Annotated in this window: 15 protein-coding genes; 7 read left to right on the top strand and 8 right to left on the bottom strand. The window is 69.5% G+C overall.

Annotated features, from left to right (window positions below; genetic code table 11):
- Positions 1–541 precede the first annotated feature (541 nt).
- The 3 genes from GA0111570_RS16925 to GA0111570_RS16915 all read right to left on the bottom strand — a co-directional run bounded on the left by GA0111570_RS16925 (position 542) and on the right by GA0111570_RS16915 (position 4,109).
- Positions 542–1,645, bottom strand: a complete 1,104-nt coding sequence (locus tag GA0111570_RS16925) for a GuaB3 family IMP dehydrogenase-related protein (protein WP_092613838.1) — start codon at positions 1,643–1,645, stop codon at positions 542–544.
- Between the two features lie 102 nt (positions 1,646–1,747).
- A complete protein-coding gene (gene guaB, locus GA0111570_RS16920) occupies positions 1,748–3,256 on the bottom strand; it encodes an IMP dehydrogenase (protein ID WP_092613841.1) in 1,509 nt (502 codons plus the stop codon).
- A gap of 166 nt (positions 3,257–3,422) precedes the next feature.
- The gene (locus tag GA0111570_RS16915; RefSeq protein WP_092613837.1) at positions 3,423–4,109 is read right to left on the bottom strand and encodes an alpha/beta fold hydrolase; all 687 of its coding nucleotides are present in this window, start codon (positions 4,107–4,109) and stop codon (positions 3,423–3,425) included.
- 245 nt (positions 4,110–4,354) lie between these two features.
- Here GA0111570_RS16915 and GA0111570_RS16910 point away from each other — a divergent pair, with 245 nt between their 5' ends.
- Entirely contained in the window at positions 4,355–5,113 is a 759-nt protein-coding gene (locus GA0111570_RS16910) for a CPBP family intramembrane glutamic endopeptidase (protein ID WP_092613836.1), read from the top strand.
- Between the two features lie 91 nt (positions 5,114–5,204).
- Here the strand turns inward: GA0111570_RS16910 and groL are convergent, their stop codons facing one another.
- Positions 5,205–6,797, bottom strand: coding sequence for a chaperonin GroEL (gene groL / locus GA0111570_RS16905; protein WP_092613835.1), 1,593 nt, complete (start codon positions 6,795–6,797; stop codon positions 5,205–5,207).
- Positions 6,798–6,817: 20 nt separating this feature from the next.
- Positions 6,818–7,114, bottom strand: a complete 297-nt coding sequence (groES, locus tag GA0111570_RS16900; protein WP_092613840.1) for a co-chaperone GroES — start codon at positions 7,112–7,114, stop codon at positions 6,818–6,820.
- Positions 7,115–7,382: 268 nt separating this feature from the next.
- Between groES and GA0111570_RS16895 the strand changes: the two genes are divergently transcribed.
- From GA0111570_RS16895 to GA0111570_RS16885, 3 genes are all read left to right on the top strand, one after another.
- Entirely contained in the window at positions 7,383–7,907 is a 525-nt protein-coding gene (locus GA0111570_RS16895; RefSeq protein ID WP_092613834.1) for a flavodoxin family protein, read from the top strand.
- A 66-nt stretch (positions 7,908–7,973) separates the two neighbouring features.
- Positions 7,974–8,693: a TM2 domain-containing protein gene (locus GA0111570_RS17910; protein WP_217634246.1), complete on the top strand. Its 720-nt coding sequence runs from the start codon at positions 7,974–7,976 to the stop codon at positions 8,691–8,693.
- Between the two features lie 104 nt (positions 8,694–8,797).
- Complete coding sequence (locus tag GA0111570_RS16885; protein WP_092613833.1) at positions 8,798–10,579, top strand: DUF429 domain-containing protein; 1,782 nt, start codon at positions 8,798–8,800, stop codon at positions 10,577–10,579.
- Here the strand turns inward: GA0111570_RS16885 and GA0111570_RS16880 are convergent.
- Complete coding sequence (locus tag GA0111570_RS16880; protein WP_092613832.1) at positions 10,576–10,806, bottom strand: hypothetical protein; 231 nt, start codon at positions 10,804–10,806, stop codon at positions 10,576–10,578. The two genes, GA0111570_RS16885 and GA0111570_RS16880, sit on opposite strands and share 4 nt — an antisense overlap.
- Positions 10,807–10,980: 174 nt before the next feature.
- On the opposite strand from GA0111570_RS16880, the gene GA0111570_RS16875 reads away from it, so the two are divergent.
- Together GA0111570_RS16875 and GA0111570_RS16870 are read left to right on the top strand one after the other, a co-directional pair.
- The gene (locus tag GA0111570_RS16875) at positions 10,981–11,880 is read left to right on the top strand and encodes an NADP-dependent oxidoreductase (RefSeq protein ID WP_092613831.1); all 900 of its coding nucleotides are present in this window, start codon (positions 10,981–10,983) and stop codon (positions 11,878–11,880) included.
- Positions 11,881–11,944: 64 nt separating this feature from the next.
- Positions 11,945–12,436 (top strand): TspO/MBR family protein, encoded by a 492-nt coding sequence (locus tag GA0111570_RS16870; RefSeq protein WP_092613830.1) that lies wholly within the window; start codon positions 11,945–11,947, stop codon positions 12,434–12,436.
- A 90-nt stretch (positions 12,437–12,526) separates the two neighbouring features.
- Here GA0111570_RS16870 and GA0111570_RS16865 read toward each other — a convergent pair whose 3' ends face one another.
- Entirely contained in the window at positions 12,527–13,921 is a 1,395-nt protein-coding gene (locus GA0111570_RS16865; RefSeq protein WP_092613829.1) for a glucose-6-phosphate dehydrogenase, read from the bottom strand.
- A 54-nt stretch (positions 13,922–13,975) separates the two neighbouring features.
- Positions 13,976–14,692 carry an alpha/beta fold hydrolase gene (locus tag GA0111570_RS16860; RefSeq protein WP_175557556.1) on the bottom strand — a complete coding sequence of 239 codons (717 nt, stop codon included), beginning with the start codon at positions 14,690–14,692 and terminating at the stop codon, positions 13,976–13,978.
- Positions 14,693–14,776: 84 nt separating this feature from the next.
- On the opposite strand from GA0111570_RS16860, the gene GA0111570_RS17475 reads away from it, so the two are divergent.
- Positions 14,777–15,292, top strand: a complete 516-nt coding sequence (locus GA0111570_RS17475) for a putative immunity protein (RefSeq protein ID WP_139283306.1) — start codon at positions 14,777–14,779, stop codon at positions 15,290–15,292.
- Positions 15,293–15,468 lie beyond the last annotated feature (176 nt).

The raw sequence follows: 15,468 nt of genomic DNA, 5'->3' as shown, positions 1-15,468 counted from the left end.
CCCCGCCAGCACCCCGGAACTCATTCCCGGAAACACCCGAAAGCATTCCCGCAAACCAATTCCAGAACACCCGCTACCCATTCCCACGAACACTCCGAAAAGCATTCCCCGGAACAAGGCAACTCGACTACCCTAGAGAAACCGCCGCGCCGAGTCAAACTCGCCGTCCGGCTCCCCCGCTCTGCTCCCTGTCATCGTGATGGGTCGTCACAGCGGACAGAACCCACCCCAGCCAGGTCGTATGGAGTAGAAGGTGACCCCGATGCGGTTCCCCCTCGCGGGGGCCGTTTTCCTCAGGGCCAGATGAACATTACGCGTCCATCAGGTGGCCGTCAAACCCGGGGTGTCGGAACGTTCCATGAAACCTGTCACCGCGGACTTGCGCACCCGCTCGGGACTCCCCGGACTCCCCCGGGATCATCCGTACGGCCCGCGCCCAGGGTCCCTGGACGCATGTGGGCCCTGTTCACCGGCTCAGGAGACGGCGAACAGGGCCCAGGAAGGGTGTGGCGTAGCGGGCAGCCAAGAAGCGGCCCCTGCCTCAGTGCAGGACCACCTCGACGCGCTGGAACTCCTTGACCTCGGTGTAGCCGGTCGTGGCCAGGGCGCGCCTCAGCGCACCGACCAGGTTCATCGTTCCGTCAGCGGTGTGGGACGGGCCGAGCATGACCTCGTGAAGGCTGCCGACGGTCGGGAACTTGACCCGCTCGCCCCGCGGCAGCTCCTGGTGCCAGGCCTCGGCGCCCCAGTGGTAGCCCTTGCCCGGCGCCTCCGCGGCCTTCGCCAGCGGCGCGCCGGCCATCACGGCGTCCGCGCCCATGGCGATGGCCTTGGCGATGTCACCGGAACGACCCACGGCACCGTCGGCGATCACGTGGACGTAGCGGCCACCCGACTCATCGAGGTAGTCGCGGCGAGCCTCCGCAGCATCCGAGATCGCGGTCGCCATCGGCACCTCGATGCCCAGCACACTCCGGGTCGCGTGGGTGGCGGCGCCACCGAAGCCGACCAGGACGCCGGCGGCGCCGGTCCGCATCAGGTGCAGTGCGCTCTGGTACGAGGCGCAGCCGCCCACGATCACCGGGACGTCCAGCTGGTAGATGAACTCCTTCAGGTTCAGCGGCTCATGGCGGCTCGAGACGTGCTCGGCCGAGACCACCGTGCCCCGGATGACGAAGAAGTCCGGTCCGGAGGCGACCACGTCGGAGGCGAACTCGGCCGTGTTCTGGGGGGACAGCGAGCCCGCCACCGGAACGCCGGCATCACGGATCTCCGCCATCCGCTCGCGGATCAGCTCCGGCTTGATCGGAGCGGAGTAGATCTCCTGCAGGCGACGGGTGGCCGCGTCCGGGTCGTCGATGCCGGCCAACTCGTCCAGCAACGGCTGGGGGTCGTCGTACCGGGTCCAGATGCCCTCGAGGTTGAGCACCCCGAGGCCGCCCATCCGACCCATCTCGATGGCGGTGGCCGGCGACATGATCGAGTCCATCGGCGCAGCGATCAGCGGGAAGTCGAACTGGAGGGCGTCGATCCGCCACGTGAGGTCGACCTCCTCGATGCCCCGCGTCCGTCGCTGCGGGACGATCGCGATGTCGTCGAGCGCGAAGGCGCGCTCGGCACGCTTGCTGCGACCGATGTCGTTCATTGACTACTCCTCCTCGGAACGGGACCAGACCCGTCCCTGCTACGACCGCGGGCGATCCGGCCCGCGACGGCTGCGGACGTACGTCCGCGGGTGGTCAGTGCGTCACTTCTCGTGGTTCGAGTAGTTCGGCGCCTCGACGGTCATCTGGATGTCGTGCGGGTGGGACTCGCGCAGGCCGGCGCTGGTGATCCGTACGAAACGGCCCTTGGCGTGCAGCTCGGGGATGGTGCGCGCACCGGAGTAGAACATCGACTGGTGCAGGCCACCGACGAGCTGGTAGGCAACGGCTGCGAGCGGACCCTTGTAGGGGACCTGGCCCTCGATGCCTTCGGGGATCAGCTTGTCGTCGGAGGCGACGTCGTTCTGGAAGTAGCGGTCCTTCGAGTACGAGGCGTTCCGGCCACGGGTGGCCATGGCGCCCAGGGAGCCCATGCCGCGGTAGGTCTTGAACTGCTTGCCGTTGACGAAGACCAGGTCGCCCGGGGACTCGGCGCAGCCGGCCAGCAGGGAACCGAGCATGACGGTGTCCGCACCGGCGACGAGCGCCTTGGCGATGTCACCGGAGTACTGGAGGCCGCCGTCACCGATGACCGGGACACCGGCCGGACGGGCGGCGCGCGAGGCGTCGTAGATCGCCGTGATCTGCGGGACGCCGACGCCGGACACGACGCGGGTGGTGCAGATGGAGCCCGGTCCGACGCCTACCTTGATGCCGTCCACACCGGCCTCGATCAGGGCCTTGGCTCCTTCGTACGTCGCGACGTTGCCGCCGATGATGTCGACGCCGGCGGCGCGCTTCTCCTTCTTGAGGCGCTTGATGATGTCGATCTCGGAGCGGGAGTGACCGTGGGCGGTGTCGACGACGATGACGTCGACGCCCTCGTCGATCAGGGCCATCGCGCGCTCCCAGGCGTCGCCGAAGATGCCGATGCCGGCTCCGACGCGCAGGCGCCCCTGGGCGTCCTTGGTCGCGTTCGGGTACTGGTCGGACTTCACGAAGTCCTTCAGGGTGATCAGGCCCTTGAGCCGGCCGTGGTCGTCGACCAGCGGCAGCTTCTCGATCTTGTGCTTGCCCAGCAGGGCCAGTGCCTCGTCACCGGAGATGCCGACGCGGCCGGTGACCAGCGGCATCTTGGTCATCACCTCAGAGACCTTGCGGCTCGGGTCGGACTCGAAGCGCATGTCCCGGTTGGTGATGATGCCGACCAGCTTCATGTCGCCCTCGACCACGGGGGCTCCGGAGATCCGGAAGTGCGCGCAGAGCTGGTCGACCTCCTTCAGGGTGGCGTCGGGGCCGACGGTGATCGGATCGTCGATCATGCCGGCCTCGGAGCGCTTCACCTGGTCGACCATGCCGGCCTGGTCCTCGACCGACAAGTTGCGGTGCAGGATGCCGATACCGCCCTCGCGGGCCATGGCGACGGCCATCCGGGTCTCGGTGACGGTGTCCATCGCGGCGGACAGCAGCGGCACCTTGAGCTCGATGTTCCTGGTCAGCCGACTGGTGGTGTCGACCTCGGAAGGGATGACGTCGGACTCGTTGGGCTGCAGCAGGACGTCGTCGAACGTCAGGCCCAGGACCGAGAACGGGTTGGGAACCCTGGAGGGCACGAGATCACCGAAGTCATCGAGCTCGGACACTGATATCACCTTTCGCCGGGGGACCCTGCGCCAACGGGACTGCGCAGGGACTGTCCTATGGTAGGCGCCGGCCGAAACCTACAATGTCCTGCCCGTTCCACGGCAGGTCGCGGGGTCGACCGACGATTCGGCAGGATCAGCCGTCGAGCAGGCCCAGGAAGCGGGAGACAGCCTCGTTGAACTCCTGCGGGTTCGCCTGGTGCTGCGGGAAGCCCGGCAGGGCCACGCTCGAGGCGAGGCGGATCCGCTGGACGAGGTCGGCCACCGGGGCCGCCGTGGCCGGCTGGGCCTGGCTGGACACCACCAGGGTCGGGCAGGTGACCTGTTCGGGCGCATCGCCGAGGTCGAGGCCGCCGAGCATGTCCATCGCGGCGAGCAGGTGGTCCTTGTCGAGGTTCTGCGCCGCCAGGCGCGAGCGCGGAGTCATCCGCAGCGCTGCCTTCTGCATCTTCAGGACCGCGCCCGGCGGGGCGACCAGCGGATTGACCAGGATCAGCCCGCTGATCATCTCGGGGCTGTCGGCGGCACAGCGCAGGGCGACCGCCGCCCCCAGTCCCATGCCGCAGATCGCGAACGAGTCCACCCCGTACTCCAGCGGGACCACGCTGAGGGCGTCGGCGGCGGCCTGCAGGTCGAAGTCGTCCTTGTCGATCGGCTTCATCCCGCGCAGCCACGGGGTGAGCGGGCGCCAGCCCTCCGGCAGCGCCCCGACCTGGTCCTGCCAGGTCAGCGGGGTGTCCGACATGTCGTGCAGGAAGACGAGGATCTTCTCGGGACGACGGGCGGACGACGGCTGGTCGAGCGGCGACATGGACTCAGACATGGACCCCACTCTAGGGCGTCGGCCGCCGCAGTCCTCGGTCCGCGGGCCGGGCAGGACGCAATGGCGGAAACATGTCGGCCCATTTGCGCACAGCCCATTTGTGTTCCCCGGCTTTTCTCGATTGTGCTCAATGGATTCTTCGCCACATTTGCGTTCCGCGCCGATTGTGCTGACGAAACCGGAGGTCTGCTCGATAGGCTGGCCGTACCGAACGATTCCTTGGGGGGAAGGACACTGGTGCGCCCATGAAGCGTCTGTACGAGAAGAACGAAATCCGTCATTTCCTGGTGTGGCTGGCGATCTACCTGGGCCTCAGCATTGTGGTCATCAACATCGGGGCCGCGGTCGGCCTCTCCGAGCACACCGTCGTCGCGCTTCCTTTGCTGGCATTGGCCGTCGTCATGCTGGGCTATTTCCGCCGCACCGGCATCGGCCCCGAGATCGGCCTGGGCACCCCACCGGCCGTCCCGGCCCCCCGGATGTGGTTCTACCTGCCGCTCCTGGTCCTGGTCGGACTGCCCCTGGTCAGCGGCCTGCACCAGGACCTGACGGCCCTGGCCGTGGTGGTCATCGTCCTCCACTACGCCGCCGCCGGGTTCCTCGAGGAGGTTCTGTTCCGCGGCCTGCTGCTGCGCGCGCTACTCAAGCAGGGCCGACCCGTCTGGGCGGTGGCCATCTCCGCGCTGACGTTCGGTATCGGCCACGTCACCAGCCTGCTCATCGGCCAGTCCGGTCAGGACACGGTGCTGCAGATCATCAACGCCACCGTCGTCGGCCTGATCTTCACGCTGGTAGTGGTCGCCACCGGAAGCCTGACCGCGGTCATCGTCGCCCACATCCTCTACAACATCATCGCCACGCTGAGCGACGTCACGGAGGGCACAGGCATCATCGTGACCGGCATCGTGGTCCTGCTCGTCTACGGCGCCTGGCTGCTGACCGGCGCGGGGGTCCTCGCCCAGCTCCGGTCACCCGAGGCCGAGGTGCAGCCTGCCGTCCGGTGAACCGGCGGCAGGAGAGCAGGACACAGAACGGGGGCCCCTTGCGGGACCCCCGTTCCTGGTGCATCACGCCTCAGGCGTCATGCGCAGTGCTTCACTCCTGGCCGGCCGAGTCATCGGCCGGCTTCTCGACCACGAGGGTCTCGGTGGTGAGCAGCAGGGAGGCGATCGAGGCGGCGTTGGTCAGCGCGGAACGCGTGACCTTGACCGGGTCGATGACGCCCTGGGCGATCAGGTCGCCGTACTCACCGGTTGCCGCGTTGTAGCCGTGACCCGGCTCCATCTCGGCGACCCGTGCGGTGATGACGTAGCCCTGCTCGCCGCCGTTCTCGGCGATCCAGCGCAGCGGCTCGACGACCGCCTTGCGGATGATCTCCGACCCGACGCGCTCGTCACCCTCGAGGGTGCTGTCGCGCAGCACGCGCGAGGCGTGGATGAGGGCGGCGCCGCCGCCGGCGACGATGCCCTCCTCGATGGCTGCACGGGTAGCGGAGACGGCATCCTCGATGCGGTGCTTGGTCTCCTTGAGCTCGACCTCGGTGGCAGCGCCGACCTTGATCACGCAGACGCCACCGGCCAGCTTCGCGACCCGCTCCTGGAGCTTCTCGCGATCCCAGTCGGAGTCGGTGTGCTGGATCTCGGCGAGCAGCTGGGAGACCCGGCCCTCGACCTCGGCAGCGTCACCGGCACCGTCGACGATGGTGGTGTTGTCCTTGGTCACCACGATGCGGCGGGCACGACCGAGCACGTCCAGGCCGACCTGGTCCAGCTTGAGGCCGACCTCGGGGGCGACGACCTGGCCACCGGTCAGGATGGCCATGTCCTGCAGCATCGCCTTGCGGCGGTCACCGAAGGCCGGGGCCTTGACGGCCACGGAGGTGAAGGTGCCGCGGATCTTGTTGACGACCAGCGTGGAGAGCGCCTCGCCGTCGACGTCCTCGGCCACGATGAACAGCTGGCCGCCGGCGCCGATGACCTTCTCCAGCAGCGGCAGGAGCTCGTTCATCGAGGAGATCTTGCCGGAGTTCAGCAGGATGTACGGGTTCTCGAGCACGGCTTCCATGCGCTCGGTGTCCGTCACCATGTACGGGGACAGGTAGCCCTTGTCGAACTGCATGCCCTCGGTGAACTCCAGCTCGGTGCCGAAGGTCTGGGACTCGTCGACGGTGATGACGCCGTCCTTGCCGACCTTGTCGAACGCGTCGGCGATGAGGGCGCCGATCTGCTCGTCACGCGAGGAGATCGTGGCCACGGAGGCCATGTCCTCGGTCGTCTCGATCTGGCGGGCCTGCTTGGCCAGCTCGTCGGAGACGATCGCGACGGCCTTGTCGATGCCGCGCTTGAGCTCGATCGGGTTCGACCCGGCCGCGACGGCGCGCAGGCCCTCGTGGACCATGGCCTGGGCCAGGACGGTTGCGGTGGTAGTGCCGTCACCGGCGACGTCGTTCGTCTTGGTGGCGACCTCCTTCGCGAGCTGGGCGCCGAGGTTCTCGAACGGGTCGTCGAGCTCGACGTCACGGGCGACGGTGACGCCGTCGTTCGTGATCGTGGGGGCTCCCCACTTCTTGTCGAGAACGACGTAGCGGCCCTTCGGGCCCAGGGTCACCTTGACGGTGTTGGCGAGGATGTCGACGCCGCGCTCGAGGGAGCGGCGCGCCTCCTCATCGAATTGCAGCTGCTTTGCCATAGGTAGGGCTCCTCAGCTGTTCACTTGGAGACGACCGCGAGGATGTCGCGGGCGTTGAGAAGGAGGAGGTCCTTGCCGTTGTAGCGAACCTCGGTGCCGCCGTACTTGGAGTAGATGACGGTGTCGCCCTCGGCGACGTCCATCGGGACGCGCTGGCCCTTGTCGTCAATGCGGCCCGGGCCGATCGCGAGGACGGTGCCCTCCTGCGGCTTCTCCTTGGCGGTGTCCGGAATAACCAGACCCGAAGCGGTGGTGGTTTCTGCTTCCAGCGGCTCGACGAGGACGCGGTCCTCGAGCGGCTTGATCGTGACAGCCACGTTCAAACCCCTTTCACATGTCTTGATGAATGATGATCAGTTCAGGTGGTAGGGGCGTCGTCGCGGGTGCCGTCCCTGACCGTTGGCACACTCACTAGGTGAGTGCTAACCAGAACGTTAGTCCGGGGTTAGCACTCACGCAAGCCGACTGCCAGCAAGCGGGGAAGGGATCCCCGCTTGCCCATGGAGTCGGACGGGAACCGGTGCCGGAGGCGTACGACCCACCGGACCTGGCGTGTCCCGAGCAACTCGGAGGGACACTGGAGCCATGAGCGTCGAGGTGATCTTCGAATCCATGTTCGGCAACACGCGGACCATCGCCGAGGCGGTGGCGGAGGGACTCCGGGAGGGCCTGGGGTCGCGCGGCCCCGAAGCCACCGTCAGTCTGGTCGACGTGTCGCAGGCCCCTGCCGACCTGCCCGAGGACGTCATGCTGCTGGTGCTGGGTGGTCCGACCCACGCGTTCTCGATGAGCCGGCCGGCGACCCGTGAGGACGCACTCGGGCAGGCCCACGTCCACGACGCCGAGCGCGCCTCCACCGGCCTGCGGGAGTGGATCGCGCAGGCCCGACCGTCCGCCGACGTCACGGTCATCACCTTCGACACCCGGGTCAAGAAGGCGTTCGTCCCCGGTTCGGCGGCCAGGAGCGCCGCCAGGGCGCTGGCCGCGGAGGGCTTCGCGCGGGCCGAGCGCGGCGAGACGTTCTGGGTCGCCGACTCCCCCGGGCCCCTCCTCGACGGAGAGGTGGAGCGCGCCCGGGCGTGGGGCGTACAACTCGCTGCCCGTGCCTAGCCCAGGGCCATCCAGGCCCGGCCCCACCCTCCCCTAGTCTGTGGCCAACCGAGCGAGGAAGAAACGATGACGTCACCAGGTGCACCCGACAGTCGACCGGAGCCCCCTGCCTCCTCGGACAGCACGCCGGGCGAGGTGCCGCAGGACCCCTCCGCGACCCAGAGACCGCAGAGCCCCTCTCCGACCGATGGACCACAGGGGCCGTCCCCGGTTCAGTGGCCGGAGGGCCACGGGCAGCCGGACTTCTACTCACCGCAGAACCCGCCTGACCTGTACCCGCCGCAGGGCCCGACGTACGAGCAGTTCTACGGCGACATCTACCACGAGCCGGCCCCGCCGGTCCCCGCCGCGCCTGAGTGGGCGGGCCAGCCGGGATCCCAGCCGCAGGACCTGGCGTATCCGCCCCAGCAGCAGGCTGGCTACCCGTACCCGCAGCAGCAGGGCTATCCGTATCCGCCGCAACAGGCCGGCTATCCCTACCCGCAGCCGAACCAGCCCGACTACCCCTACCCGCCCCAGCAGCGGGGCTACCCGTACCCCACCCAGCAGGTGGGCTACCCGGTGGGGACCACTCCCCCACGGGACGTCGGACTGGGTCTGTTGCTGACCGCCGTGGGACTGCTCGGGGTCGCGGGCCTGCAGTACTTCTACATCGGCAAGATCGGCAAGGGCGTCGGGTACCTGCTCACCGCCGGGTGGTTCGGGATCGGAACGATCGTGAGCTTCTTCACCATCAGCGACGAGGTGCTCCGAACCAACGAAGAACGTCGGCGCGGGCTCCGCTGAACACCGACGGCACCGAGCTGGGCACGGACGGCACCGAGCCCCCCGCGGGCGCCACGGATCGACCCGCTGCAGCACGGTCGCGCCGGACGGTGGAAGCTGTTCCCGTGTACTTCGTCGGAATCGACCTCGCCTGGGGCGAGCGCTCCCACACCGGCCTCGCCGTACTGGACGCCGCCGGTGCCCTCGTCCACCTCTCGGTGGCCACCAACGACAACGACATCGCGACGGCCCTGGACCGGTACGTGGCCGGCGAGTGCTGCGTGGGGATCGACGCCCCCCTGATCGTCCCCAACGCGTCAGGGAACCGGCCCGCCGAGGCGGCCCTCAACCGCGACTTCGCCCGCTTCGAGGCGGGCGCGCATCCGTCCAACACCGGCAAGCCCGAACTGCGCGACCCGCGCGGCGCACGGCTGGCCGACCGCTTCCACCTGGACATCGACCCGGCCTCCTCGAGTCGCCGCCGCGCACTCGAGGTGTACCCGCACCCGGCCCAGGTCGCCCTGTTCCGCCTCGGCCGCACCCTGAAGTACAAACAGCGCTCCAACCGCCCCTTCGAGAGCATGCGCGACGAGATGCTCCGCCTGGTCTCCCTGCTGGAGGGCCTGGCCGATGCTCCCCTGCCGCTGCGGCTGGGTGCCTCCACCGAATGGGCGGAGGTCGTCGAGGCGGTCCGTACGTCGCAGCGCAAGAGTGAATTGCGCCATGCCGAGGACCGCATCGATGCGGTGGTGTGTGCGTACGTGGCCATGCTGGCCTTCCTCCGGCCAGAGACGACCACGACGTACGGGGACCTGGCCACGGGGTACATCGTCACCCCGACCCTGCCTGAGGACCTGGAGCCGGATCCAGTGGCCAGGCGATCGCAGGAACTGGTGCAGCTGACCGTCCGGACGTACGCGCAGCTGCAGCCGCGTGCCGAAGAGGCGGCCCGGCGCCTCGCCGCCTGGCTGACCGGCACGCTGGACGACGCCGGCATCAACTACCTCGACGTCGTGGGACGCGGAAAGGGCATCGCCTCCTTCGCGGCGAAGGCCAACAAGACCGTCGACGGCCACCTGCTCTACCCCGACCCGCTCGCCCAGGTCACCGACCAGATCGGCACCCGGATCATCGCGTACGTCCGCAGCGACGTGGCCGTGGTGGCGGACCTGATCGCCGACCAGCTGCAGGTCCTCGACGACCGGGACATGGGACAGGTGACGGCCAGCGAGGGCCGGTTCGGCTACGTCAGCCGACACCTCCAGGTCGCCCTCGACCCGCTCTGGCTCGGGGACCTTCCCGTGGACACGTTCCGGGTCACCAGCGCCCAGATCCAGATCCGTACGGTGCTGCAGCACGCGTGGGCCGAGTTCGAGCACGACATCCGCTACAAGGGCTCGATCCCCGAGGAGCTGGCGCCCGACCTGAACCGCCGGTTCACGCTCGCCGCGGGACTGCTGGAACTGGCCGACCGCGAGTTCGACGAGATCCGCGACCGGCTGAGGGAGCGGATGCCTCCCCGCGACGTGGAGGTGGACCCGAACGATCCGCGGATCGGCACGCAGGAGCTCGCGACGTTCCTGGCCGGGCAGTTCCCCGACTCCGGCTGGTCACGCACCGACCACTACACCTGGATCTCCGGGCTGTTGCTGGAACTGGGCATCGACTCGCTGCGCGAGCTGGCCGGACTGCTCACCTCGGTCGATTCGGCGGCGATCATCGAACGGATGGGCTACAAGTCGCCCCCTGGTGCCGTGCGGCGCCTGGACGACGCCCTGCTCGCGGTGTTCGGCTCCCACTACCTCGGGCTGCACGGCAATGCGCATCGGGTGGAACTGCTGGCGACACGTCTGGGGAAGCTGCACGACGGACACCCGCCGGCAGGGTCCACCACCGACGCCTCCTAGACCAGCCGGTCGGAGGCCTCGCGCCCCTTCCGCCGGAACTTCTTGTGCGCGGCCTGCTTGCTCATGCCCAAGGCCCAGCCGATCTCCTGCCAGCTGACGCCCTGGCCGCGGGCCTGCAGGACATGGTGGTACTCCTCGGACTCCAGCTCGCGGCGCCGCCGGGCCACGTCCGCCAACTGCTCCACCGGATCGGGCTCGCGATCCGCGGCATCGTTCATCGTCTTCATGCTGTCAACTTTAGTTGACGCAGGGTGGGATCCAACCCCCGCTCGCACACCCCCACCGACGTGGTCAATATGAGCCATCACGAATACTCGCTTCCATCCATGCCCGGAAGGGTCCTAGCCTCGTGACTGACCCCGTCCCCGTGGGCCGAGCGACGCGAAGGAGCACCACGAACCATGAAGGCAGTGCAGTACAGCGAGTACGGCGACTCCAGTGTCCTCGAGCTGGCTGAGGTGCCCGAGCCGCATCCCGGGCCGGGCCAGATCCGGATCCGGGTGCACGCGGCTGGGGTCAACCTGTTCGACGCCAAGCTGCGATCCGACTTCCGGAACACCGGCGAACCGCTGCCCGAGCCGGTCGTCCCCGGCTCGGAGGCGGCCGGCATCGTCGACGAGATCGGTGAGGGCGTGAGCGGTGTCTCCCTCGGGGACGAGGTCTTCGGCCGCGGACCGGCGACGTACGCCGAGTACGCGGTGCTGCGGGACTGGGCACTGCAGCCGTCCACGCTGACCAGTGAGCAGGCCGCGGGCCTCGGCGCCACCGGCCAGACAGCCGTCCGGGCGCTCGCCGAACTCGGAGTGGGCCCGGGCGAGACGCTGCTGGTCCACGGCGCGGCCGGCGGCGTCGGCCAGGCGGCGATCCAGCTGGCCCGCCATCGCGGCGCCACCACGATCATCGGGACCGCCTCGGTGCGCAACCACGAGCTGCTGCGCCAGCTCGGTGCGATCCCGGTCGAGTACGGGGAGCACCTGGTGGAGAACGTCCGGGCGGCGGCGTCCGGCGGCGTCGACCACGTCCTGGACGCCGCGGGCCAGCAGGTCGACGAGCTGGTCGAGATCGCCGGCGATCCGCAGAAGGTCCTCTCGCTCGTCGACTTCTCGCGTCGTACGCCGGTGCGCACCTCCCACGGCGGCAAGGAACCCGCCGGGTCCCTGCAGCTGCTCGCCGAGCTCGCCGAGAAGGGCGAGTACACCAGCCGGGTCGCCGCCACGTTCCCGCTGGCCGAGGCGCCCGCCGCGCACGACCTGTCGGAGAGCGGGACCGCCAACGGCAAGATCGTCCTGGTCGTCGACTGAGGGTTCTTCCCCCACCGGGCGACGTCCGATGGCAGGCTGGGCGCATCCCGAAGAAAGGCGTGCGATGAAGCTCAGGGACATCTCGAAGCGGCAGCTGGCCATCACCTCGGCCCTGACGGCTGTGGTGGCCGTGGCCGGCAGCGTCGCGACCGACCCGAAGTCGGACTGGTACCGGTCGCTGGACCTGCCGGACTGGCAGCCGCCGGGCTGGGCGTTCCCAGTGGTGTGGACCACCCTCTACACCGACATCGCGGTGACCTCGGCGAAGGTCCTCACCGAGCTCGACGCCGAATCCGGGCGGGAGAACGCCGACGCCTATCGGCGAGCGCTGCTGGTCAACCTGACGCTGAACAAGGCGTGGAGCTGGGTCTTCTTCCGGTTCCACAAGCTGGGTGCGGCGACGGTGGTGGCGGCGCTGCTGGCCGGCAGCTCGATCGACCTCGCCCGGCGCGCGGGCCGGGCCGGCAGCGGGATGGGCGCGGCCCTGGTCCCGTACGCGGCGTGGTGCACCTTCGCCACGGTCCTGACCGAGACCATCCGCCGCCGCAACAGCTGACCACGGGCGGGTCGCCCGGCCTGCCGAGCCCGGGCGACCCGCCCGGCCTGCCGACCGTGGGGCCGGCAGGCCGGGCCGGCTCTGGTGCGCTCAGGAGTCGGAGCCCTGCGGCGCGGACCATGCCTTCGGGCCGCTGGACCCGGCGCGGTACTCGTCCAGCGGCACCCGACCGTCGGCCCAGGCCTCGACCACCGGGGTGAGGATCCGCCAGCACTCCTCCGCGACGTCCCCGCGGACGGCCAGCATCGGATCGCCATGGATGATGCCGTCGAGGATCTGTCCGTACGGACGGATCGGGCTGTCGCCGAGCTTGGCGGCCAGGCTGGTCTGCTCAAGGTCCCACCGGCTGCCCTCGGCATTGGTGGCGAGGGTGAGTGCCAGAGTCTCCGGGCTCATCCCGATCGTCAGCACGTCCCGCGCGGCCTGGTTGGTGAAGCCCTCGGGCTGGTGCTCGACCGGACGGAAGACGACCGTCATGCCCCGCACCCCGTCGCCGAGAGCCTTGCCGCTGCGCAGCCGGAACGGCACTCCGGACCACCGGCTGTTGCGGATCTCGACGGTGACCTCGGCCAGGGTCTCGGTCTGCCGCTCGGGGTCGACCCCCGGCTCGTCGACGTACGACGGGATCTGCCGGCCGGCGAGGGTACCGGCGGTGTAGCGCGCGCGGCGCGAGCTGGCGACCGGGTCGTCCTGCCACAGGTGGGTGGACCGCAGGGTGTGCACCATCAGGTCGCGCAGCTCGAGCGCGTCGAGGCGGGCCGGCTCCTCCATCGCGAACATCGCCATCACCAGCAGCAGGTGGCTCTGGATCATGTCCTTCATCGCGCCCGCGTGGTCGTAGTAGCCTGCCCTGCCCTCCAGGGCGAGGACCTCGTCCGAGATGAGCTCCACGCGCTCGATGTTCGTCGAGTTCCAGACCGGTTCGAGGATGCGGTTGGCGAAGCGCAGGCCCAGCAGGTTCAGCACGGTCGCCTTGCCGAGGAAGTGGTCGACCCGGAAGATCTGGTCCTCGTGGACCAGCTTGGCGAGCAGGGCGTTGAAGTGCTGCGCACTGGCCAGGTCGGTCCCGAACGGCTTCTCGATCGCCAGGCGGAGCCCGGCCGGCAGGTCCACGTGGGCCAGCGCCTCGCAGGCCTTCATCGTGACGGCCGGAGGCAGGGCGAAGTAGAGCACGACCTGGCCCGACAGTCCCGCCAGGAACTCCCCCATCTGCGTCGCGTCGGTGACGTCGAGCTGGACGTAGTGGGTCGCGCCGAGCTGCTGGCGGACGCGCGCATCCGGACACCCCCCGCCGGGCAGCGCCGAGGTCACCAGCTCGGCCCACTTCTCCTGGGGCCAGTCGAGGTTGGAGGCGCCGATCAGGGTGAGGTTCAGGTCCGGCTCGGCCTTGAGCAGGGTGCCCAGACCAGGCAGGAGCAGACGCTGCGTGAGGTCCCCGGATGCACCGAGGATGACCAGCGTGACGGGAGAGGAAGCATCAGCCATGAACTGAACTGTACGAGGGTCGAGGCCGGCGTGGGGACGGGAGGGGCGATGGCGTCAGCCCTGCGCGAGCCGGACCCCCAGGCCCAGGACCTCGGTCACCTGCCGGGGATGCGTGACAGGGAACAGGTGGGTGGCGCCACGGATCGTCACCACATGCGCCTCCTGGCAGTGGGCCGCGAAGCGGCGGACGTGGGCACGCATCTGGTCGTACTGGCCGTTCGCCAGGACGACGGGACACCGCAGCTCCTCGAGCAGCTGGGGACGGCACTCGGCCATCACCGCTTCCCAGGCCGCCGGCAGCGCTGCGTACGCCGCTCCGTCAGGCAAGGACCTCTTGAGGTCACCGCGGGCGCCGAGCAGGTGCATGATCCGGTTCATGGCGCGCGACATCCGGTCGGGCCCGACGATCTCCAGCAGCTTGATGAACCCGCGGAAGAACACGGCCCCTGGACTGGAGGGATCGGCCGTGGCGCCGAGCAGCACCAGGGCGTCCGGCTGGGTGGTGGCATGGGCGGCATAGAGCATGGCCATGAAGCCGCCGAGGCTGTGGCCCGCGACGACGACGCGTTGCTCCGGGGTGCCGGCGGCGACGGCCTCGGCGATGACCGCCACCGCAGCCTCGGACGTGAAGTCCTGCCCGAGGCGGGTGCCGTGTCCCGGGAGATCGACCGGCACCACCTCCACGTCGGGGAGCAGCACTCGATACGGCTCCCACTGGAGGGTGGAGAACCGGGTACCGGGGACGAGGATGAGACGGACCGGGGCGGGCACGATACGACCGTAGCGCCGCGTAGGCGGCGGAGGACAACCAGCCACGTACGATCGTGGACGACTCCGAGGAGAGGAGGGCGAACCGTGATCCTTCCGGAGGTCCGGGATCCCCGCTTCACCACCATCCGCCGCGGTGGGACCCTCACCGATGCGGACCACCGCCTCCTTGCGCTGTGGGCGGCGTCGTGCGCCGAGCACGTCCTCGACCTCTTCGAGTCCGCACAGCCGCAGGACCCGCGACCGCGCGAGGCGATCGCGCAGGCGCGCGCCTGGGTGCGTGGCGAGGTCGGGATGATGCAGGCCCGGGCGGCAGGGGGCCATGCCATGGGCGCGGCCAGGGACCTGCGCGGAGCCGCACGGTTCGCCGCGTACGCCGCCGGCCAGGCCGCCTGCGTCGCCCACGTCGCTGCGCACGAACTCGGTGCCGCGGCCTATGCGATCAAGGCGGCCCGCCAGGCAGCCCCGCCCGGCGAGGGCGGGTCGACCGCGCGACGCGAGTGCCAGTGGCAGCGGGACCGGCTGCCGGACGCGATCCGCGAACTGGTCCTGGACGACCAGCGGTTGCGCAACGACATCTGCTGGTCGGTCTTCGACTGCTGAGCACGCCTGTCCGGTGTGCGCCACGTTCAGGTCAGGACGGCGCTCGGCCCGGGCCGGGAGGTGCGGTGCCAGCACGGGCCCCCCGTTGCCTCATGTCAAGATGCCCGCGTAGCTTGCTTCGTTGCCTCATCTGATTTTGCCCGGATGGCTGGCTGGGTTCGGGGCGCCTTCTTCGC

This window comes from Raineyella antarctica, from assembly GCF_900092135.1.
GTDB lineage: Bacteria > Actinomycetota > Actinomycetes > Propionibacteriales > Propionibacteriaceae > Raineyella > Raineyella antarctica.
Note: the sequence above shows the minus strand (reverse complement) of the source record. Positions and strands in the feature narration are given on the sequence as shown.

Bases quoted from the DNA above. Each gene is read 5' to 3' on its own strand.
- GA0111570_RS16925 (WP_092613838.1), bottom strand. From the start codon at position 1,645: ATGAACGACATCGGTCGCAGCAAGCGTGCCGAGCGCGCCTTCGCGCTC.
- GA0111570_RS16915 (WP_092613837.1), bottom strand. From the start codon at position 4,109: ATGTCTGAGTCCATGTCGCCGCTCGACCAGCCGTCGTCCGCCCGTCGT.
- GA0111570_RS16910 (WP_092613836.1), top strand. From the start codon at position 4,355: ATGAAGCGTCTGTACGAGAAGAACGAAATCCGTCATTTCCTGGTGTGG.
- groL (WP_092613835.1), bottom strand. From the start codon at position 6,797: ATGGCAAAGCAGCTGCAATTCGATGAGGAGGCGCGCCGCTCCCTCGAG.
- GA0111570_RS16895 (WP_092613834.1), top strand. From the start codon at position 7,383: ATGAGCGTCGAGGTGATCTTCGAATCCATGTTCGGCAACACGCGGACC.
- GA0111570_RS17910 (WP_217634246.1), top strand. From the start codon at position 7,974: ATGACGTCACCAGGTGCACCCGACAGTCGACCGGAGCCCCCTGCCTCC.
- GA0111570_RS16880 (WP_092613832.1), bottom strand. From the start codon at position 10,806: ATGAAGACGATGAACGATGCCGCGGATCGCGAGCCCGATCCGGTGGAG.
- GA0111570_RS16875 (WP_092613831.1), top strand. From the start codon at position 10,981: ATGAAGGCAGTGCAGTACAGCGAGTACGGCGACTCCAGTGTCCTCGAG.
- GA0111570_RS16870 (WP_092613830.1), top strand. From the start codon at position 11,945: ATGAAGCTCAGGGACATCTCGAAGCGGCAGCTGGCCATCACCTCGGCC.
- GA0111570_RS16865 (WP_092613829.1), bottom strand. From the start codon at position 13,921: ATGGCTGATGCTTCCTCTCCCGTCACGCTGGTCATCCTCGGTGCATCC.